The sequence below is a fragment of the Rhodonellum sp. genome, assembly GCF_030656585.1.
Classification (GTDB): domain Bacteria; phylum Bacteroidota; class Bacteroidia; order Cytophagales; family Cyclobacteriaceae; genus Rhodonellum; species Rhodonellum psychrophilum.
Map to the genome: position 1 here is coordinate 173,988 of NZ_JAUSPP010000080.1, position 21,580 is coordinate 195,567.

Below are 21,580 nucleotides of genomic sequence, written 5' to 3' on the forward strand. Positions count from 1 at the left end.
CAACACCTAATTGATTATCAGTAAATTAAAATATTAAATGGAGTTCGTAATGCATAAAACGGGTTAAATGAACATCAGGAAAAAAATAATCTGGAATTTCTCCGTGGTAACCATTGTTTTGGTGGGCATCACTTTGGTTTTCATTTACATGTTGTTTTACGATTACCGGAAGGAAGAATTTCAACAGCAGCAACAGGACAAAATCCTCACGACGCTGAATTTCCTAACAGAAATCAGGGAAATCGATGAAAAACTGATCGGTACGATGGACCGTATTTCTATTGACGAATATTACAATGAAAAGATATTGATCTTTGACGCTAACCAAAAACTGATCCACTCCAGTATCCAGCAGTCACAAATCACCTTTACCCAAAACATTCTGAATGAATTGGCTCAGGAAGTGGACAAAGTTGAGCTAAAAGAGGGGGAATTTGAAATCCTAGGAATCAAGGTTGAAAGTAAGGGTTTGGTCTATTACGGGATCAGCAAGGCGCACGATTTGGCAGGATTTCATTACTTGGATTACCTGCGGTTTATTTTTTCGCTCACTTTCATGGCCATCTCTGTGATCATCATCCTGATGTCACATTATCTATCCAAAAAGATCACAGACCCTATCGTCTCCCTAACCAAACAAATCAAGGATTTTAATTTTGAAGTCAAATTCAATCCAATAGTGACCACCGGAAGCAAGAATGAAGTGGCCATCATGGGACAGCGGTTCAATGAACTGATGCAACGCATGAACGAGGCTTTTTCCTTTCAAAAAAATGCAGTCCAACATATTTCCCATGAATTGAAAACGCCCATTGCGGTGTTGGTTTCAAATTTCGAAAGGATCGAACAGGAATCCGATTTGGAGAAAATCAAATATCTCATAAAAAACCAAAAAGAGGATACCGAAAACCTCAGCAAAATCATCAATTCCCTGATGGAGATTTCCAAAACGGAATCGGGAAGTATTCCAAAATTGACCAAAATAAGGGTGGACGAACTGATTTTTGACTTGGCTGAGGAGTTTGGTGTGCTTCACCCCGAATTCCATTTTTCCATTGAGTATGCCGAAACCATTGAAGACGAGCAAAAACTAACGGTCCCGGCAAATTTAAGGTTGTTGAAAGCGGCTTTGTCCAACTTGATGATCAATTGTATTCAATACAGCGATGATTACAAAGCTAAAATCAACATCATTCCCCGGGCAAAACTTTTGCAACTTGAATTCATCAATAAGGGCCCGGTAATCAATGAAGACGAAAAAAAGTATATCTATGAGCATTATTTCAGGGGGAAAAACAGCCAAGGAAAAAGAGGCTTTGGTTTGGGCTTGGTTTTTATCCGGAAAATATTGAGAATGCACCAAGGAGAAGTCGTCTACAGCAATGAAGATTTGATATCAAATAAATTCACGATCACCCTGCCTTTAAGTTAATCTTTATCCTTTTTAAGGCCATTTTAAGGTGCTCTTTCGGATCTTTGAAGATCAAATCAGCACTATAAATAAATGAAATTCAATTCCCAGTATTTTAAAACAGACATTTTAGCAGGCCTAGTTGTATTTTTGATAGCCCTCCCCTTGTGTCTAGGTATTGCGCTTGCCAGTGGAGCCCCTCTTTTTTCGGGGATCATTTCGGGAGTCATCGGAGGTATAGTCGTAGGCTTTCTGAGCAATTCCAATTTAAGTGTTTCAGGTCCAGCAGCTGGCCTTACCGCAATCATCTTAGCGGCAATCATCGGCCTTGGGTCTTTTGAAGCACTCTTGGTATCCATAATCATTGCCGGCTTTATCCAGCTTGCCCTTGGATATGCCAAAGCTGGTACCATCTCCAATTATTTCCCCTCCAATGTAATCGAAGGAATGTTGGCTGCCATTGGGATCATCATCATATTGACCCAACTTCCCCATGCGATCGGCTATGATGTCATCCACGAGGGAGAATTTTTCTTCATTGACAAAAACGGCACCTCCAGTCATTTGATTTCCGATATTAAAGATGCAGTCAATTTTGCCCATATGGGGGCCATCATGGTCACGGTGGTTTCTATGGCGATCCTGATCAGTTTCAATAAGATCGGTTTCCTTCAAAAATTAAAACTTCTTCCCGGTGCTTTGGTGGCCGTGGTGGTCGGAACTTTGATGAATGAATTTTTTATCAGAACGGGATCTCCTTTTGACATCAGTCAGGAGCATTTGGTCAATCTTCCGATCCCGGCTACTTTGGATGATTTCCTTGGACAATTTGCCACTCCGGACATTTCCGCAATCGGCAATCTTGATGTTTGGATCATTGGGATAACCATAGCCGTAGTGGCCAGTATAGAAACATTGCTTTGCATAGAAGCCGCCGATCAAATTGATCCCTTGAAACGATTTACCAACACGAATACCGAACTGAAAGCCCAGGGAATCGGAAACATCCTGAGCGGACTAATCGGAGGCCTACCCATGACATCTGTCATCGTAAGAACTTCTGCCAACGTTAAATCAGGAGGAAGAACAAAAGTGGCCGCCATCACCCATGGTGTTTTCCTGGCAGGTGCAGTATTGGCAATCCCTTTTATCCTGAACAAGATTCCGCTGGCCAGTCTTGCCGCTGTGCTGATCATGGTGGGTTATAAACTGGCTAGTCCAACCGTATTCAAACACATGTGGGACAATGGAAAATTTCAATTTATCCCCTTTTTGGTAACAGTTGTGGCGGTAGTAGCCACCGATTTATTGAAAGGTGTGGGAATCGGATTGGTAGTAAGTGTCTTTTTTATTTTGAAAGGCAATTTAAAATTGGCATATTTCTTCAAGAATGAAGATCATGTGGAAGGGCAAACTGTATATATTGAACTGGCACAAGAAGTCTCTTTTCTTAACAAAGCAGCGATAAAACAGACCATCATACATTTGCCAGAAAATAGTAAAATTGTTATTGACGCCTCCAAAACGGTTTATATCGACTTTGATGTTTTGCAGTTGATCAAGGATTTTATTGCCATAGGCGCAAAAGACAAAAACATTACGGTAACCCTCATTGGTTTTAGGGATGCTTATAAAATAGAAAATCAAACTCACGTACTATCAGTTTAATGATGAAAGCAATCGACAAAGAATACCAATCGAGTATAACTCCAGAGAGAGCCTTGGAAATTTTGAAGGAAGGAAATGAGCGATTTATGAACAACCTCAAAGCCAACCGAGATTTGCTTCAACAAGCCAATCAGACCAGAAACGGACAATGGCCCTTCGCCACCATCCTGAGCTGCATAGACAGCAGGACTTCAGCTGAGTTGATTTTTGACCAAGGGTTGGGAGATATTTTTTCCATCCGGATCGCCGGTAACATCGTCAATACCGACATTATCGGGAGTATGGAATTTGCCTGTAAACTCGCCGGCTCCAAACTATTGGTGGTGTTGGGACATTCCCGATGTGGAGCGGTAAAAGGGGCTTGTGACCATGTGGAAATGGGAAACCTAACCGAATTGCTTGCAAAGCTTCAAACAGCTGTATATCTGGAAAAAGAAACGCTTGACGAAAGCCAAAGGAATTCTTCCAATGCAGTTTTTGTAGAAAATGTGGCGACCATTAGCGTAAAGAGATCGGTTCAAGCCATCATCGAGAGAAGTTATATCCTCGAGCAAATGATCGAAAAGGGTAAAATTGCCATCATTGGGGCCATGCATGACTTGGACACAGGAATGGTTGAATTTTATGAGGATACCTTGATCACACATTCAAACATTGAATCGACCCGTCGCCAAGACGATTAGGCAAAAATTGATTGTTTGGGGAGGGAAACCTCTTTTTTAAAATTCTTTCGCGAGAATAGGGAAAACTCAAAAATCATATTGATGAGAATTGGCTTTGATTATGGCTCCATGAAAATAAAAGCATTCTTTATGCTATTATTTTCATGGAGCCTTGTGTTTAGAATTGGTTTGAGATTTATCGGGTTCGATCATTCATTTTTTTAGAAAAATCGCATTTCAGAAGAGCATATTTTTTTGAATTTTTTTCACCATAGCAAGAGTCAATAGCAATTCGATCAATTCCGAGGATCCAAAAACAAGGAACAATACCTTAAAAAAATTTCATTTTTCATAGCTTTTCAAATCTGTAAATTTGATTAAGCGGATTGTTTACCCTATCACAGTATAATTTTAATGATTTAGGTCAATTGGGTCTTTGACTATCTCCCAAAACAGATAGTTACCATCGATCGACCCAAAGAAGCTTTTGCCTAAATACCGGCTTATTGAGTAAAGTAAAAATTCAATTCTTTAGCATCCGAAAAAGGCGATTTTTCAAAGTCTTTGTTGAGGTAAAATAACATTGCAATGGAAAATATTAAACTGGTGATTTGGGACCTAGATGAAACCTTCTGGCAAGGTACGCTTTCAAAGGAAGGCGTAAGCCCTATTGAAAAAAAACACATCTGGTCAAAACCCTCACCGAAAGAGGGATTTTCAACAGCCTTGTTTCCAAAAACGATTATGAGCAAGCCAAAGAAAAACTGGCTGAATTTGGGATTTGGGATTATTTCGTTTTCCCCGCCATCGAATGGCAACCAAAAGGAGTCCTTATCCAAAATGTAATCCATCAATGTCAGCTTCGGGATGTCAACGTTTTGTTTTTGGACGACAATCATCTGAATTTGGAAGAAGCAAAATTCTACAATCCAAATCTTAACATCCACCTGCCCGACTTTACGGAACAAATCCTAGAACATCCTGCATTCAAAGGGAAAGATGATCAATCCGATTCAAGATTATAGCTGTACAAGTTGCTTGAAGAAAAAGGCATCGCCATGACCTCCTTCAATAGCAATATCGAATTCCTAAAAGCTTCCAACATCAGGATTCATTTCATCACGGATTTGACAGACCAAAAAGAAAGGATTTTGAAATTATTGGAACGGACGAACCAACATAATTTTACCAAAATAAGATCTGGGTCAGCCGAACTGGAAGCGCTGATCAATGACGGTGATTATTCCTCAGCCATCATCCAAGTAAAAGACAATTATGGGGATTATGGTGTAGTGGGTTTTTACAGTTTAGACCGTCAAACCCATCATCTTAAGCATTTCGTTTTTTCCTGCAGAATCCTAAATATTTGGGAAAAAATGTGAAAATGCGGCACCAATTGATGAATGGTGTTTTGGACGGCTTTGTCGAAAAAACCGAAAACTGTCACCTTTTTGGCTTGGGAAAAATAGTGACGCGCGAATCCCCATTGACTTTAAGTTCCAGGCACTTTCAAAGAGAAATTTACAGCATGATTCCCCTGGAGCTCCTCCAAATCTTAAATATTGCCTTGGATCGCAAAATTGAAGAGAAGTTAAGGCTGAAATCAAAACTGCTTTCCAAAGCACATGCTTTGGTGGACATGGCAAAAAAAGTAAAAAGAAAGATTCTCAAATAGCCCAGAATATCCATTAATTCAAATTTCATGTAGTTAAAATTCCGGAATACTTAAGGTTGAATACCATTGGTTTTTTTCCATTGATTTTTCATGGATTGCAGCACCTGCCGGAGGTGACTTGCCTCCCTCTTAAATTTGCGATTTTTACACCAATGGTTCCCCAATATTCTATGATTGTTTTAGTTTCGAAGTCTGAAATTGACATGAATATGAAAAAAAATTTAACAGTTATGGGTTTCCTTTTGCTTTTCCAGGTGGGATTTGCACAGGAAAACGTAGAAAAAGGCAACTATGAGCTTGCCGCTAGATTTTCACCCGAAAAGCTTAAAAAAATGATTTTCTCCACCTCTGTGGATCCACATTGGCTAAAGAAATCAAACAAATTCTGGTATGAGTACGAAACCCCAGAAGGTAAATTTTATTACTTGGTAGATCCTGTCCAAAAGTCAAAAACCCAATTGTTTGACAGGGATAAACTGGCCATGGAAATCACCAAGATCGTCAAGGATCCATTTGATGGACAAAACCTGAAATTGGAAAACTTGAAATTCATGGAAGATGAAAACACCATCAGGTTTAAAGTGAAAGGCACTGAAGAGGTCCTGAAAAAGGATTGGGCTGAAATCAAGGAAAAAAACAAGAGTGCCAAGGATTCCTTGGAAAAAAAGACCTTTGTTTTCCAATACAACCTGTCCAATCGACAACTCACCGAAATCAAGGATGCCGCTAAAGATCCAGAGCGTCAGGCTTGGGCAAACATTGCCCCGGATTCCTCCAAGGTGGTATTCGCACGCAACCACAATCTCTACTGGATGGACAAGGAGAATTTCCTGAAAGCCGTGAAAGATGAAAAAGACAGTACCATCGTGGAGCACAAGCTTACTGAAAACGGGGAAAAGGATTTTGATTATGGCAGTGGCGGAAGAGGAGAAGACAACGAGGAAGAAGAAAAAAACAAGGACAAACGAAAAAGAGCCGGCATCCTATGGGGACCAGACGCAAAGCAGTTTGTTTTTTCGCGAACCGACAACCGGAAAGTAAAAGATCTATGGGTATTGCACAATTCCAGAAATCCCAGACCCACTTTGGAAACCTACAAATATGCCATGCCGGGAGAAAAAGAACAGCCGGTACAAGAGCTTGCACATTATTCTTTCACAACTGAGAAATTAAATGTCCTGCCCGTGGGCACTTACAAGGACCAATCTTTGGGTCTTTGGTCAGAAAGTTTGCCGAAAAACGCAAGGGATGATGACTTCAAGCCTGTGAAATGGTTGGGAAATAAGGATTCATTTTACTTTTCTCTAAGTTCCAGAGACTTGAAAAAAATTGACATCTGCAGATGGAACCTGACGACAAATCAAAAAGAGGTAGTTGTAGAAGAAAGAAGCAACACCTATATAGAAATCGTAAAACCAGAAATCATCAATGACGGGAGAGAAATCATCCATTGGTCAGAAAGGGATGGATGGGGTCATTTGTACCTTTATGGAGCAGATGGCAGCCTTAAAAGGCAACTGACAACCGGTGCTTTTCATGTGGACGGCATTGAAAATGTGGATACAAAAGGCAGAAAAGTATTTTTTGTGGCCAATGGCCGTGAAAAAGGAGAAGACCCCTACTACACCCATCTTTACAGTGTCGGATTGGACGGTGGTGCTGTCACGCTGCTCAACAACGGGAATTTCAACCATGACGCCAACCTAAACGATCAGGGAAGTTATTTTGTCAACAATTCCTCCAGGGTCAATACCGCACCCGTTTCCGTCTTGCATGACGCCAATGGCCGCAAGGTGATGGATTTGGAAGCGACTGATTTATCCGCATTGTTTGCCGCAGGCTACAAATTTCCAGAGCCTTTCCAATTCAAGGCCGATGATGGAATCACGGATCTTTATGGGGTGATGTACAAACCTTTTGATTTTGACTCCACCAAGTCCTACCCGATCATCCAATATGTGTATCCGGGACCACAAACGGAAGCCGTCAACAAGGCCTTTGGCAGAGGGATGGATCGTGTTGATCGATTGGCACAATTTGGTTTTGTAGTCGTGACTTTGGGCAACAGAGGTGGACATCCAGGTAGGTCTAAATACTACCACAATTATGGGTATGGAAACCTTCGGGATTATGGATTGGCGGACAAAAAAGCAGGTGTCGAGCAATTGGCTGACAGGCATTCTTTTATCGACAAGTCAAGAGTGGGTATCCACGGACATTCCGGAGGTGGATTCATGTCCACTGCGGCCTTGTTGGTTTATCCAGACTTCTTTAAGGTCGCGGTGTCCAGTGCCGGAAACCATGAAAACAACATCTATAACCGTTGGTGGTCGGAGAAGCACCACGGCGTGAAAGAGCAGATTTCGCCTAAAGGAGACACTACCTTTGTCTATCAGATCGAGAAAAACCCTGATTTGGCCAAAAACCTTAAAGGAAAGCTCTTATTGGTCACTGGAGATGTAGACAACAATGTCCATCCGGCCAATACAATCCGAATGGCAAATGCACTCATCAAGGCCAACAAACGCTTCGATTTCATCATCCTGCCAGGGCAGCGACATGGATTTGGCGACATGACAGAATATTTCTTCTGGAGAATGGGCGATTATTTCGTCCAGCACTTATTGGGCGATAACTCTCCCCCACCTGTGGATATGCTGGAGGTCCAAAGAGAAAAAGCGCTAGTCAAGTAAATGAAAAAATCCAGTGGTAATCACCACTGGATTTTTTTTGTTTTCTTGGAGGGCCCTCTTTGTAGAATCCTATTTCATCTATTGACCCGATTTTCCAATCAAAAAGTTGGGATAGATTCAATTCGTTATCGATTCCAATTTTTGTTGGTGAGAAAACAACTTTTCACTAACGCAAAAACAGGCTTGTGAGAACACTCGAAAATATGTTTTCTTTAGCAACTCGTTTTGTCGATCAGACATTCTACATCTCCATGAAGCCAAAGAAATGAGGCCGGCAATTGGGTGGAAATCTCCTTTTCCATAAGCTTTTTAATCGCCTCTTGTTTTCCGCTTCCCGTGATGAGCAACAGTATTTTTTTGGATTGCATAATCCCTTTCATTCCTACAGTCATTCCGAAACTTGGGGTTTGGGACATCGCTTGAACCAAGGGATGGTCAATGGTCTCGGCACTTAGCTTTGCAACATGGCAATCGGAATACAAGATTGAAGCAGGCTCATTGAAACCAATATGTCCGTTTTTGCCCAAACCCAGAATACAGCAATCAATTGGTCCCGTATGGTCAATTTCCTCTTGGATCCGCCGGCATTCTTCCGCTGGATCCGGTGCAGCTGAATCAAAAGCCAAATACCGGTCTGAGCTGACATGAAGGGGTTTCAACACCTTCTCGTTGAGGTAGGAATGACAGGATCCTGGATCAGACATTGGAATTCCTCCCCATTCATCGAGTTTCAAAACCCTGAGTTTTTCAAATAATTCCGGATCGAATTGATATCTTTTCTCCAGCATTTGATAGAGGCCTTCGGGAGACCCTCCAGTCGCAGCAGCAATCAGCAAATACTGCTTTTTTCTCAACTCATTGAGAACCATAAGTGATGCAAATGCACTCATTTTTGAACTGTCATCAAAGTAGGTTATTTTCATAGGATTAAGATTTTTTTGATTGTTTGTTTCCAATATGAATCTGTGTTTCAGGCCTAAATACTCCCTAATTTACACAAATCACATCTTAAAAAGGCAAAATCATCTTTGTTGATCAATAATGTATTTCGTATTCTCTTTTCAGTAATTTATGTAATGTATTCTTAAAAAGTTGTAAGGTAAATTTTTTATTGTTTTCGAACTTTGCAGTTCTATTACAATAAAACCAATTTTATAAAATGATGAATCAGTTTTCTACTTCCGCAGATAAAAAGCAGAAGGTGCAAAAAGAGAAATCGAATGCTTCCTCACCAAAATATTTTTATCAATTTGCTTTCCCCAGTTTCAATAGGAACATCCTGAAAAAAACAGGGATCCTCATTTCACAATTGGGTTTCCTGATCATTATGCTCAAAGTGTTCAACTTAATGGCTGTCCACAGCACATCCCAATTGAACCAAGCACACAGAGTGGTTGAAAACGAATATCTGTATTCGAACATCTTCAACATCGGATTTTTTATCTTGTTGATTGGAGCTATTGTGTATTTATTGGGGGTACAAAAGGTTAATTTCCCCCTTCTAAACAAGGAAAAGGGATTTATGGTCAAAAATTCAATGACCTAAACTTCAATAAAGCATTTGAATATTGGAGAGTTGCCGACCTTTTTTGGCCCAAAGCCAAGATTTTTGCTTTGGTTCTATGAAGTCGCTAAAAACTGCAGCCAGAACAAGTGAATTATATAAAAAAAGCGCTCTTTACTGTAACTTTTTGAGTGACTTCTTTTCTCAACTTTGTCATGTTGAAAATCAACATCTTTTTATTACAACCCTAAAATATATTCACTATGAAATACTCAATCAACAATGGGAAGTCGCTAGGGACCATCATTACCTTAGGACTTCTTGGAGCTGCTGTTGGCGTAATGCTTATTCCTTACAAGAAGAACAAGATCAGAGAAAGAGTCATTGTTGGCGCACAGGATCTGGCTAATTTTGTCTCTGATATCTTGAAAGAGAAAGCAGATGATTTGCTTTCAACCACCGAAAGCGTCATTGAAAAAAGCAAAACCAATTTCAACCAATTTACCCACGAGGTGAATGATAAGTTGGAACAAGGTAAATACAAATAACAGGGACAAGGATACACACATTAATATTATACCAAAAAAAATAATTATGAAAGCAAACTTCCTCAAAATGGTATTCGTAGGTGCAGTGGCATTGGGAACAATGATCAGCTGTGAGAACTCCACGGAGAAAAAAATCGAAAAGGCCGAACAGAATTTAGCGGATGAAAAAATGGATGTTGCAGAAGCAAAGCAAGATCTCGAAACAGCCCGTATGGACTCTGGCGAATTCCTTGATCTTAAGTCCAAATGGGACAATAGAATCAATGAAAATGAGCTTAAAATTGCGGAATTGAAAGTGAAGGCCAAAGACCAAAAAACGGAAGTACGAAAAGAGTATGAAAAGCAGCTGGACAACTTACAGGCAGAAAACGCAAGGATAAATAACCAAATCCTAAATTACAGAGTAGACAACGGTCAAAACCTGAAAGCATTCAAAATCAGCTTAGACCAGGATCTGGATAAACTTGAAAAATCAATTGCTGCAATTTCCAAAAGATAATTAGAAATCAGCGATTCAACCCTTTTTTTGATTATTTGGTTGGGTATTTTTTATTAAAAAGGAGCGGCAATAATTGGCCGCTCCTTTTTTATTTTTTTAAGATTTAAAACCCAATTGGACCCGAAATATGCAATAGGTTTCCACATAGGATTGAAATTGAAAGAAAATCAGACAATTGGGAGACCAATTCCTGACACCGATATGGTGAAGTCAACAAAAGTCAACAACTGACTAATTATCAGACAATTAAAGTATTGAAAGGCATTCGCAATGCATAAAACGGGTTGAAGGATTCCATGTATCCTAAAATTTTTCCTGATAAATACTCTTCAGCGTTCCATTTTTGTCAGACCAAGGAATTTCAGGAGTGTTTATTGCACTTGAATTTTTTGTTCCAAATAAACCTGACCTTCTTCCCCCTTGATTTGAAAGACCATATTTCTTTCCTCCCAATCGAATTTCACGGTTCCATAATGAAGGTTTGCAATCATATTTCCGACTCGGTAGGGATTGTATTCCTCTCGGTATTCCTTCCAAGTATGTGTCAAGCCACTTGAAGTGATTTCATACAATCCTGCCGGAAAACGAGCATCCTTTAGGAGAGAAACTTCAGCGATGTGCCTGTCACCACTCAATAAAACCGGGTTTTTGGTTTTTGAACTGGCGATCAGATTCAATAGCCTTTGCCTCTCTTTGGGGAAATTTTCCCACTTTTCGAAGGGGTGTTCCGTAGGAATAAATTGGATGCCCCCGGCTATAAGGTGGACGGCTGCATCACTTGTCTTCAATTCATTTTCCAACCAGGACCACTGCGCATCTCCAAGAAGAGAACCTTCCTCATTGGGAATGTACATTTTATCTTCCTTCAAAAGCGTATCTCGGTGGTATCGGGTGTCCAAAAGGATCACTTTAATTTTATTTTCCCCAATCCCATAATCATAAGAAGCATATACCCCTTCTTGATTCCTTCTTGGACTTGTCGAAGGCTCTCCCAAAAAATCCAACATGATTTTTTGGGATTCTTTTTTCTGCATATAGTGCACACCGCCGTCATTGATTCCATAGTCGTGGTCATCCCAAACGCCGATGATATGGGAGGATTCCTTCAGCTTTTGATACTCGGGAATACTGGATTGGACATCATATTTTGATTTCAACAGCACCATGTCATGCGTATCTCCATAGATATTGTCCCCCAACCATATCCATACATCCGGGCTGTCCCGAAGGATGGGATTCCAAAGAGGCTGCGGAAGGTCATGTTTGTTGCAGGAACCAAAATTGATGGTTTCCACCTTCAATTTCTTGGCTTTTTGATTTTGGGCTAGGGAAAAATTGAACAGACAAGAACCTATCAAAAGGATTGTCAATGTTGTGGTTTTGATCATTTTTGCAAAGATTGATTGTTTAAAGACTTTATTTTTTTGGTTTTGAACAAAGGCATTCCATGAACCCTTTGATAGGATTTCAATAGCTTGGCGACGGTCTGTCGGGTTAGTCCGGTCAGTTGGGATATTTCCAAATCGGTCATCAAAGAAGGCAGGTGAATGAATTTCCCATTGGAATCTTCTATTTTCTGATCCATTTCCTGAAAAAGAGAAAGAATTCTATCCATTGGAGAAAGCGTACAAATCTTGAACAGTTTGGTTTCCACTTTGCACCACCTGGACACCACCATCCTATTGAACCACTCCGAAACGAGGTGATCATGAACGATAATTTTCTTGTAGAAACTGAGGTCATAGGTGGTCAATTCACAATCCGTCACCGCCTTTGCAAATTCAAAAAACTGACCATTCAAGTAACTTAAATTTCCAAAGACCTCTTGCCGAAAAAGAAAATCATAACAGACTTCATCGCCATCGATCGTGTAACTCCCGATCTTCACTACTCCCGAAACCATTTGAAAGACCTCATTGGGCTTTGTCGGAGGCATGTAGATGTATTCCCCTTTTTGAAATCTTCGTTGTCCCAAGACAGCGCTGCTGTGTTGAGGTTTGACCTCTTCCAATATGTACTTTTTCAGGTCCATTTCCGCCTATGAATACAGTATAAATTTGGACATAATTCTCTTGTTTTTAAGTACTCTTTTTAGGACTTCTCTAAAACTTAACCTCCCTTTAACCTGCTATTAACAATCGTGCCCCCAGGTTTCCCCAAGATTAAAAACATGGGATTTTCATTGCCAATTCTTACCCATTCATTCATGGATCATGATTTTTTAAATCCCAGAAAGTTTACCATCATAGATGGTCGTCTTCCTGGGATAATATTTTCAAAGAGGATGCTCTCTGTTTTAGGGATTTAAAAAGAATACCGCAATCCCAACTGAACTCTCCAAGGCGTTCCGTTGATGGGCAGGATGCCGACACCGGATTCTACATTATAATTGTACCGCTGCGTGGCTTGATCAAAACCTCTGATGCTTTGGAGATTTCTTCCTCCGTTCAGATTGTTGTTTACACCCCATTCCTTGTCAAGCAAGTTCATGAAGTTGAAGATGTCCCCTGATAGCTCGAGTGACTGCGACTTGAAGGTTTTGATGGTCTTGAGCAAGCGCAAATCCATGGTGTAGAAAAAGGGGTTTTCACCACCATTTCTTTTGGCAATTTTCCCAAAACTGTCCCTTAGGTATTTTTTGGTACTTTCCGAAGTGTTGGGATCATCTAAAATAGCATTGATACCGGTACGTACATTTTCGGGTGTGTTGGGGTCATTGGGATCAAAAACATAAGCCAAGGCATTGTTCAAAGGAAAGTCCCCTTGCAAAGATCCGTTGGCGACCAAAAATGAATACCTAGAACCGCCTATCCCGACCAATGAAGCACCAAGCACGAATCCTTTCCAGGTCGGTGAAGCGCCATTCAATACCAATTTGTTCTTGAATTGATTGTCAGAGTATCCCCAATTCAGCTTTCTCGAATCATCCACTACGGGAAGAAAGGTGGACGTATTTGCCACGCAACAATTGTAGGAAGAATTGTCGAACGCCTGGTTGTAGGTGTAGGATGCGGTGAAATAACCGTCTTTCCCAATTTTGACACTTCCATCCAATATCAAGGCATACTGATAAGCTTTTGCAGTAGAATTCAATTCCAACACCCTACCCAAATTGGTAGATTTTCTTGAATTCAGCCAATTGGTCTGTCCATTGGTTCCGATGGTATTGGCGGGCACAAACACTCCCCTATCTGCTTCATTGGCCAACCTGAAATAGGGATTGTCCACCAAGTTTCTTTCCAGATAAACATAATTGTTAAAGGTCTGACTGAAAAGCACATTGGCACCAAGCCTAAATCGGCTGCCCATGAATTTATTGTAGCTCAAATTGGCTTTAAAGGTATTGGGGACCCTAAAATCCGGGTTGATCGCATTGATGGTGGAAATGAAGGAAGCACCTTCGGGAATCCCCGGAGCTTGAACACCATTCCTGTACCCTACAAAATCCGCCTCGGGAACCAAATCTCCCTGAACATCAATGGCGGCAAGTAATTTTCCAGAATTCTGAATATTGTTTACTTGGGCATAATAATGTGGCTGGGCAGAGAACAAACCTGCTCCAAATTTGATCACGTTCTTATCCTGTCCCTTGATATTCCAGGTCATCTGGGCACGGGGTTGAAGATTCCTGAAATCGGCTGGCTTCACTGCTGTGTTGATTCCCAGTTCATTGAAAAGCGTTTCGTTATAAGCCGCATCGTTCATAAAGAGGGTTGCGTCATACCTGAGCCCAAAAACCGTATTGACATCCTTGTGTGGATTGAATTCCACTTGTCCGAACAATGACAAATCCAGCACAGTCTGCTTCACGATTGGCAATCCCCTGAGAGGAACTTCCCTTGCATATCGGAAAGGCGTATTGTTTTCGAATTCCTGAAGGCTATTGTAGAAAAACCTGCCGTTTTGTTCATTGCTGAGCAGGGTTTCCAGATAGGTCACCATATTGTCAGTACCCAAGGTAATGTTGAATTTACCCCTTTGCATGTAGGTGGTATTGACAAAATGAAGCTGCCTTTCAAGGTTGGTCTCGGGAGTGAACCGTTGCCCCCCGATTTGCACATTGGTGGTCTGGACAGCATTTGGATTGGCTGCTGTCGGAAAAGGGGAAACTACCCTGACAATGGCGCGCGGAATGTTGGCAAAAGGCAATTGGGTATTCGCAGTGAAAGCCCTTTCGGCATGTTGGAATTGGACCTTGAGCTCATTGGTGGTGGAAGCATTCACCATGGATCTCAAGGAGACCAAAAGACTGTTTTCTTTGGAAGAAAAGTCACCATAAACCTCTGACAAATTGATGGCGGTATTGTCATTCACACTCAAAGGGTTTGACCAATCCGTATAATTGTTTCTGATCGTCAATTTATTTCTATTGTTGATCTGCCAATCTATCCTGGCAAAGATAGTATTGGCGACCGTTTTCCGAGAAAATTCCCCGATTTGCTGGTCATTGCTTACCCCATAAAGTCTTCGGGCAATGTCCACAAATTTATCCAAACTATCTTTTCTGATCCTGAGCCTGCGCTCATCGTCTTCGCCTCTGATATCGCCGATAAACACGGGATCTCCTGCATCCTGACGATCAAAAACCGTGAAAAAATGAACTTTATCCTTGATTATCGGGCCTCCAAGACTGAAACCCCACTGCGTATTGTTGAAAGTAACTTCTCTCTTCACTCCACGGATGTCGTTTGGACTGGCCAAATTATCATTTCTATGGTATACAAAAGCCGATCCTTCCATCGTATTGGTACCTGCTTTGGTGACCGCATTCAAGGCGCCTCCAGCTTGCCTTCCCTGAGTGACATCATAGGAGTTGGTGGCAACTTCAAATTCCCGGATCGCTTCAATGGAGACGGTGTAGGGACCACGTCCAATTTGACCAGCTGTAAGTTGGTTTCTTGCATTCACCCCATCCAAAGTGACGTTGGTGGAAGTCCCCCGTTGTCCGCCAAGGTTGAGCCCTCCCCCACCTTGCAAAGGCGATAATGCCGTGAGGTTGGTGAAATTTCTTCCTTCGATGGGAAGATTTTTGATTTGCTTGGCATCAATGGAGGTGACAGCTCCCAATTTTTCGATTTGGTTTTGAAATCCCTCTCCAGTGATCACTATTTCTTCGAGTTCTCTATTGCTCGATTCCATCTTGATTTCCACATTGATCCTATCCCCCAGATTCAATTCATATCCAGTAAATCTTTGCGTGGAAAACCCGATAAAAGACACTTGGAGAGAATAGGGTTTACCCAATGGCATTTGCTGTAAATTGAAACGTCCGTCCTGGGAAGTCACCGTTCCTGTCTGAAATCCTGTTGATTCGTTTATGACCAAGATCGATGCCCCGATCAAGGGTTGTCCAACATCATCTAGAACCAATCCGCTAAAGGTGGAATTGGTGGCTTGTGCAAGTCCTTCATCATGGAATACAAAAATGATACATAATGCAAAAACGATAGCCTTCCAATTGGCCATTGATTTTACTTGGTAAAGAAAGGTGAAATTCTGTTTCATAAAATAGGTTGGTTTGTAAAACAGCAGCAAAAATCACCTTCCTGAATTCCTAAAAATGTTAAATATTAACATGTGAAGGATTGTTAAAGATTTGGTAACAGGGAGTTTTATTTGGAATGATTTCATCACGGTAAACCGTCACTAAGGACCGATTCCAAAAATGAAAATTCCCAAATGAAGGAAAAACAGATCCAAGGAAATTACACTTCAAAAAAATCAAAGCGGCCATGGCCGCTGACTTGGTTTCCCATTTATTAGGATGGAAAGCGGATTTGTAACAAATATCACTTCAACAGCGCGTTTATCTTTTCAATTTTGTATCAGAATTTAGGATACAGATAATGCTATTCTAATTTTCATTAACTTCATAGTGCCGAAAAAAATATGAAAAATACAGTTCTCAATAGAGTCAAAACCTTTCTACCCATTTTAGATTGGTTGCCCAGCTATAAAAAGTCCGATTTGCAGGGAGACCTTTCCGCTGGTCTTACGGTGGGCATCATGCTGATCCCACAAGGAATGGCTTATGCAATGTTGGCTGGACTAGAACCCATTCACGGGCTTTATGCAGTCACAGTTCCCTTGATTTTATATGCGATCTTTGGGACCTCCAGACAGTTGGCCGTCGGTCCAGTAGCCATGGTCTCCTTATTGACTGCGGCAGGGATTGCTAGTCTAAATGCTTCCTCGCCCGAACAATACTTGATGTATGCCTTATCGTTGGCATTTTTGGTAGGATTGATCCAATTTGGAATGGGCGTGCTCAGACTTGGATTCGTAGTCAACTTCCTTTCTCATCCCGTGATAAGTGGATTTACTTCGGCAGCCGCGATCATCATTGGTCTCAGTCAGATCAAGCATCTTTTCCGCATCAACCTTCCGAGTACTGAATACGTCCAGGAAATGATTGTGGCCATCTACCAAAACATCGGTGACATCCATTGGATTACTTTTGGAATTGGTGTTCTGGGGATCATTATCATCAAGTTTGGCAAAAAAATCCACAAAAGTTTTCCGGCACCCCTGGTCGCGGTGGTTTTGGGTATTTTGTTGGTTTGGGGATTTGACCTGACTGCACAGGGCGTAAAAATCGTAGGGGATGTTCCAGGTGGATTACCTTCCTTCTCTTCCCCTTCCTTTGACTTACAAACCTTAAAAACCTTGTTGCCGATAGCGCTCACCATTTCCCTTGTCGGATTTGCCGAGAGTTTTGCGGTAGCGAAAACCATTCAGGCAAAACATAAAAATTACAGGCTCAATTCCAATCAGGAATTGATCGCTTTGGGTATGGCCAATTTTGGGGCTGCTTTCTTCAAGGGTTACCCTGTTACCGGTGGTTTTTCCAGAACAGCTGTTAACAACGATGCTGGCGCAAAAACCACGATGTCCTCGATTTTCAGTGCTATATTGATCGTGTTGACGCTACTCTTCTTTACGGGTTTGTTTTACAATCTACCCAGTGCAATCTTGGCAGCGGTAGTATTGGTGGCCGTATCAGGTTTGATCGACTTCAAGGAACCTGTGCATTTATGGCACAAGGACAAATCGGATTTTGCCATGCTGGTCGCTACCTTTTTGATCACCTTGACTATGGGAATAGAAACCGGCATTATTTCCGGAATGGTCCTTTCCCTCGTGGTAGTGATCTATCGTGCATCCAGACCACATATGGCACAATTGGGACGCGTGCCGGGCACAAATGTTTTTAGAAACATTACCCGGTTTTCAAACCTTGAGCAAAAGGAAGATGTCTTGATGGCCAGGATAGATGGCCCTATTTATTTTGCCAACGTAGAATTTATAAGAGACAAATTGAACCTTTGGCTCCTGGAGAAAAAAGAGAAGGTCAAAATGATTGTCCTGAATATGGAAAGTGTTCCTAACATTGACAGTACAGGTGCGCACGAGCTCAACGAGTGGATCATATCATGGAGAAAAATAGGGACTGATGTATGTATGACTGGAATCAAAGGCCCGGTAAGAGACGTTCTGAACAGGTGGGCCATTTTGGAATCCGTCGGTGCAGACCATGTTTTCATCGATGACAACACAGCTGTCTCTGCATTTGAAAAGGCAATTGAGCAAGATGTCTTGGAAAAATATACGCCGTATGCCACTCAAACCAATGTGAAATAATGTGCAAACTTGACGTTGATAAATATTTCGCAAACAACCGAGAATGGGTGAAAACAGTTTTGGGGGAAAATCAAGACTATTTTCAAGAAATAAAGGAAGGCCAACAACCTAAGGCTTTGCTTCTCGGGTGTTCGGATAGCCGGGTATCGCCAACCACCGTTTTGGGTACCGAATTGGGTGAGCTCTTTATCCACAGAAACATTGCGAATGTAGTTTCGCATTCTGACCTCAATTTTCTATCCGTGATGCAATATGCAGTAGAGAGTTTGGAGGTCCGCGACATCATCGTCTATGGACATTATGGTTGCGGGGGCATCAAGGCGGCTTATGAAAACAAAAACAATGGATTGATTGACAACTGGCTAGCCAACATCAAGGACGTCATTCGGCATTACAACGCAGAATTGAAAGCGATTGAAGATGAAGAGGATCGCTTGAAAAGATTGGTGGAGTTAAACGTATTGGAGCAAATCGCCAACATCAAACAGACCTCTGTTTACAGGGATGCTTTGGACAAAGGGCTACAGATCCGATTGCATGCCTGGGTTTTTGATTTTTCCACTGGGATCGTCCATGACCTCAAGAAAAAATACAATATCATTCCTGCTGTTCACTAAATAAAAAATCCGGTCTGTCAAAACCGGATTTTTTATTTTATTATGGGTAATGATTTAACACGAAATATGCATACCGTTTCAATCCTATTGGGAAACGGAATGCATATTTCGGTTTTAATTATTTATTGACTGATCAACTCTTCGAAATCGTCTCTAATATAGATGACATTCCTTCCCAATTCAATCCATTTTTTCTTTTCCAATTGTTTCAGAAGTCTGGAGATCACCTCTCTTGAAGTTCCCAATTCATTGGCGATCAATTGGTGGGTGGTATTCAGTTCATTGGACTTTTGCTGTTTCATTTTGGTCACAATGTACCGCATCAACCTTTCATCCATCCGTTTGAAGGCGACGGCATCCAGTGCTACCAGCAATTCCTGAAAGCGTCTTTGGTAGGTATTGGCTACAAATTCCTTCCATTGCTTGAATTCATCTGTCCATTGTTCATGAATTTGGACGGGAATCCCCAACAAAACGGTTCTTTCCTCGGCCACAGCCCTGATTTCACTCGGTTTGGAGGCCGCACAGCAGGTGAGGGAAAGCGCACAGGTTTCACCAGCCTCAAGATGATACAAAAACAATTCTTTCCCTTCTTCATCCATCCGCATGATCTTGATGGCACCTTCTAGCACCACAGGAACCATTTTGACGAATTGACCTGGCGCCAAGATTACTTTTCCAGACTCAAAAACATGAATAGTGCCTTTTTCCAACATGGCCTTGAGAAGGTTGGGGTCAGTGATATTGGGTAATTTTTGTTTTAAATCTTCTAATTCCATATTGATAATTTATCTAAAAATAAGTCCGACCAAGAACTCAATTTAGTGATAATAGTCACACAAAAAAAATGGAAACAGTTCTTCCCTCCCCCATTAAAAACATCCCATTGGCAATCAGGCTCTTGAACGCCTATCAACCATGTAGGTGGCGCCAGATATGGATTTGCTATCGTCAGAACCCAAAAAAGTGACTAATCTTGCAATATCTTCGTTTGTGGCATAGTACTCCAAGGGAATCCGCTGTTGATACCCTTTTTTAACTTCACCGCAGGTATTAGGGGAAAAAACAGAATCGAAAGGCTTGATGAGTTTATTCCCAAGGGGCTTTGGAAAGATCGAGTTGATACGGATTACATTGGGTTTACCTTCCAATGCCTTTATCCGAATTGACCCCAAATTGGAATGTTTTTTAGTGGTATTGGCCATTAACTCTGTGGTTTCCTTCAATCCCTCGATCGAAGAATTGATAATCACAGATCCTCCCCCGTATTTTTGCATGTAAGGAAATGCATACTTCAGTCCCAACCAAACTCCCTTGACATGCACCCCTAGGACATTGTCAAAAACCTCCTCTTGGTATTTGGACAGCGATTTGACCGCTTCCTCCTTACCGGCATCCAAAAACAAAATGTCAATTCTTCCAAACTTATCTATGGCTTTGTCAATGTAAGCTTTTGAAGAACCTGCGCAGCTAACATCTGCCACGAAATAAAAAACCCTTTTGCCATTCAATTTTTCTATTGCAGATTTCAATTTCTCCTCCTCAATATCCACCAAAAGAATCCCGGAAATCCCCTCATCCAGAAATTTCCTAGCTGTAGCCAAACCAATCTCACCAGCCCCACCAGTTATAACAGCTATTTTATCTTTTAAAGTCATCAATAGTTAGTTTAATTGCCCTTAAATTTATAAAAAATATTATTATATTCAAATAATTAATATCACATTTTGAAATGACTTTCATCATGAAATTCAAAATTTATTTTTAGGAAATTTACCAACACAAAAACCAAAAGAACCATAACATGAAAAGGATAATAGTTCCAATCGATTTTTCCTCATATTCTGAGTATGCACTTTTGAGCGCCTTGAAAATTGCATCAAAGGGAAACAGCAGCATCACCTGCGTGAATGTAATTGTTTCCAGCCTGGACTGGAAGAGTCTTCCAGATAAAGAGAAAAGGAAAAATGAAGACATTCTGGATTTAGAGGCAGAAGCCAAGGACAAGCTCAAGGCATTTATCTTGGAGCACAAGTCACCTGGCGTTCCAATAGAAGCAGTGGTCGAGGTCGGAATTCCCCACGAAATCATTGTGGACATTGCAGACAAACAAGCCGCGGACCTTATTGTCATCGGAGCGTATGGAAAGGGTTTTCAGGAAGGAAAATTCATCGGCTCCAACCTCCAGAAAGTCCTTCGATTTGCAAACTGTCCAGTCTTGGCGGTGAAGAAAACCATGTCAGGGAATGATCTGCGAAAAATGGTTTTTGCCTCTCATTTTAATGAGGAATCCAAACCTGCGTTTACCCGGATGCTGCCCCTCATCAAGCAGCTGCGTTGCACCGTTCACTTTGTCTACATCAACATCCCAGAAAAATTTTCCAACTCGCCTGATGCGTCGCTAAAGATGCAAAAATATGCCCTGGGATTGGAAGACATCGTGATCCACAAACACATCTTCAACCATACAGAGGCCGAAAAAGGAATTGTGGAATTCGCTGACACAAACAAAATGGGTTTTATTGGAATTGCCACCAACAATCGGAAATTAGCCTCTGGATACCTGATAGGAGTCACCGAAACCGTTCTTTACAAATCAGAAATCCCGGTTTTGAGTGTTAAATTCAACTAAACCGACTTGTCTTTGCCATTGGAGCAGTGC

At 41.3% G+C, this 21,580-nt stretch carries 19 protein-coding genes; 13 read left to right on the plus strand and 6 right to left on the minus strand.

The genetic code is table 11. From position 1 onward, the window contains the following. Positions 1-67: 67 nt before the first annotated feature. The 7 genes from Q7J63_RS20005 to Q7J63_RS20035 all read left to right on the plus strand — a co-directional run bounded on the left by Q7J63_RS20005 (position 68) and on the right by Q7J63_RS20035 (position 8,109). On the plus strand, positions 68-1,432 hold the full coding sequence (locus tag Q7J63_RS20005; RefSeq protein WP_304888752.1) for a sensor histidine kinase KdpD: 1,365 nt from the start codon (positions 68-70) through the stop codon (positions 1,430-1,432). A 72-nt stretch (positions 1,433-1,504) separates the two neighbouring features. Continuing rightward, positions 1,505-3,079 carry a SulP family inorganic anion transporter gene (locus Q7J63_RS20010; RefSeq protein ID WP_304888753.1) on the plus strand — a complete coding sequence of 525 codons (1,575 nt, stop codon included), beginning with the start codon at positions 1,505-1,507 and terminating at the stop codon, positions 3,077-3,079. A gap of 2 nt (positions 3,080-3,081) precedes the next feature. Then, positions 3,082-3,762: a carbonic anhydrase family protein gene (locus Q7J63_RS20015; protein ID WP_304888857.1), complete on the plus strand. Its 681-nt coding sequence runs from the start codon at positions 3,082-3,084 to the stop codon at positions 3,760-3,762. A gap of 567 nt (positions 3,763-4,329) precedes the next feature. Then, the gene (locus Q7J63_RS20020; protein ID WP_304888754.1) at positions 4,330-4,587 is read left to right on the plus strand and encodes a hypothetical protein; all 258 of its coding nucleotides are present in this window, start codon (positions 4,330-4,332) and stop codon (positions 4,585-4,587) included. 188 nt (positions 4,588-4,775) lie between these two features. Beyond that, a complete protein-coding gene (locus Q7J63_RS20025; RefSeq protein WP_304888755.1) occupies positions 4,776-5,123 on the plus strand; it encodes a hypothetical protein in 348 nt (115 codons plus the stop codon). A 2-nt stretch (positions 5,124-5,125) separates the two neighbouring features. Next, positions 5,126-5,416: a hypothetical protein gene (locus tag Q7J63_RS20030; RefSeq protein WP_304888756.1), complete on the plus strand. Its 291-nt coding sequence runs from the start codon at positions 5,126-5,128 to the stop codon at positions 5,414-5,416. Between the two features lie 230 nt (positions 5,417-5,646). After that, on the plus strand, positions 5,647-8,109 hold the full coding sequence (locus Q7J63_RS20035; RefSeq protein ID WP_304888859.1) for a DPP IV N-terminal domain-containing protein: 2,463 nt from the start codon (positions 5,647-5,649) through the stop codon (positions 8,107-8,109). A gap of 212 nt (positions 8,110-8,321) precedes the next feature. Here the strand turns inward: Q7J63_RS20035 and Q7J63_RS20040 are convergent, their stop codons facing one another. Continuing rightward, a complete protein-coding gene (locus Q7J63_RS20040) occupies positions 8,322-9,032 on the minus strand; it encodes a 6-phosphogluconolactonase (RefSeq protein WP_304888758.1) in 711 nt (236 codons plus the stop codon). Positions 9,033-9,268: 236 nt separating this feature from the next. Between Q7J63_RS20040 and Q7J63_RS20045 the strand changes: the two genes are divergently transcribed. From Q7J63_RS20045 to Q7J63_RS20055, 3 genes are all read left to right on the plus strand, one after another. After that, entirely contained in the window at positions 9,269-9,655 is a 387-nt protein-coding gene (locus Q7J63_RS20045) for a hypothetical protein (RefSeq protein ID WP_304888759.1), read from the plus strand. A 221-nt stretch (positions 9,656-9,876) separates the two neighbouring features. Further along, positions 9,877-10,161, plus strand: a complete 285-nt coding sequence (locus tag Q7J63_RS20050) for a YtxH domain-containing protein (protein ID WP_304888760.1) — start codon at positions 9,877-9,879, stop codon at positions 10,159-10,161. A 46-nt stretch (positions 10,162-10,207) separates the two neighbouring features. Beyond that, complete coding sequence (locus Q7J63_RS20055; RefSeq protein WP_139189647.1) at positions 10,208-10,660, plus strand: hypothetical protein; 453 nt, start codon at positions 10,208-10,210, stop codon at positions 10,658-10,660. 371 nt (positions 10,661-11,031) lie between these two features. Here the strand turns inward: Q7J63_RS20055 and Q7J63_RS20060 are convergent, their stop codons facing one another. The 3 genes from Q7J63_RS20060 to Q7J63_RS20070 form a co-directional block, all read right to left on the minus strand. Next, positions 11,032-12,048, minus strand: a complete 1,017-nt coding sequence (locus Q7J63_RS20060) for an alkaline phosphatase D family protein (protein ID WP_304888761.1) — start codon at positions 12,046-12,048, stop codon at positions 11,032-11,034. Beyond that, on the minus strand, positions 12,045-12,692 hold the full coding sequence (locus Q7J63_RS20065; protein ID WP_304888762.1) for a Crp/Fnr family transcriptional regulator: 648 nt from the start codon (positions 12,690-12,692) through the stop codon (positions 12,045-12,047). The genes Q7J63_RS20060 and Q7J63_RS20065 overlap by 4 nt, the downstream gene beginning before the upstream one ends. Positions 12,693-12,964: 272 nt before the next feature. After that, entirely contained in the window at positions 12,965-16,165 is a 3,201-nt protein-coding gene (locus Q7J63_RS20070; RefSeq protein ID WP_304888764.1) for a carboxypeptidase regulatory-like domain-containing protein, read from the minus strand. A 384-nt stretch (positions 16,166-16,549) separates the two neighbouring features. Here Q7J63_RS20070 and Q7J63_RS20075 point away from each other — a divergent pair, with 384 nt between their 5' ends. Together Q7J63_RS20075 and Q7J63_RS20080 are read left to right on the plus strand one after the other, a co-directional pair. Continuing rightward, positions 16,550-18,301 carry a SulP family inorganic anion transporter gene (locus Q7J63_RS20075; RefSeq protein WP_304888766.1) on the plus strand — a complete coding sequence of 584 codons (1,752 nt, stop codon included), beginning with the start codon at positions 16,550-16,552 and terminating at the stop codon, positions 18,299-18,301. After that, positions 18,301-18,918, plus strand: coding sequence for a carbonic anhydrase (locus Q7J63_RS20080; protein WP_019597057.1), 618 nt, complete (start codon positions 18,301-18,303; stop codon positions 18,916-18,918). Before Q7J63_RS20075 ends, Q7J63_RS20080 begins: the two co-directional genes overlap by 1 nt. A 122-nt stretch (positions 18,919-19,040) precedes the next feature. On the opposite strand, the gene Q7J63_RS20085 is transcribed toward Q7J63_RS20080, so the two are convergent. Both Q7J63_RS20085 and Q7J63_RS20090 read right to left on the minus strand, forming a co-directional pair. Then, positions 19,041-19,697, minus strand: a complete 657-nt coding sequence (locus Q7J63_RS20085; protein ID WP_304888768.1) for a Crp/Fnr family transcriptional regulator — start codon at positions 19,695-19,697, stop codon at positions 19,041-19,043. A gap of 114 nt (positions 19,698-19,811) precedes the next feature. Further along, positions 19,812-20,576, minus strand: a complete 765-nt coding sequence (locus tag Q7J63_RS20090) for an SDR family NAD(P)-dependent oxidoreductase (protein ID WP_304888770.1) — start codon at positions 20,574-20,576, stop codon at positions 19,812-19,814. Positions 20,577-20,722: 146 nt separating this feature from the next. On the opposite strand from Q7J63_RS20090, the gene Q7J63_RS20095 reads away from it, so the two are divergent. Then, positions 20,723-21,550, plus strand: a complete 828-nt coding sequence (locus Q7J63_RS20095; protein WP_019597060.1) for a universal stress protein — start codon at positions 20,723-20,725, stop codon at positions 21,548-21,550. Positions 21,551-21,580: the final 30 nt, after the last annotated feature.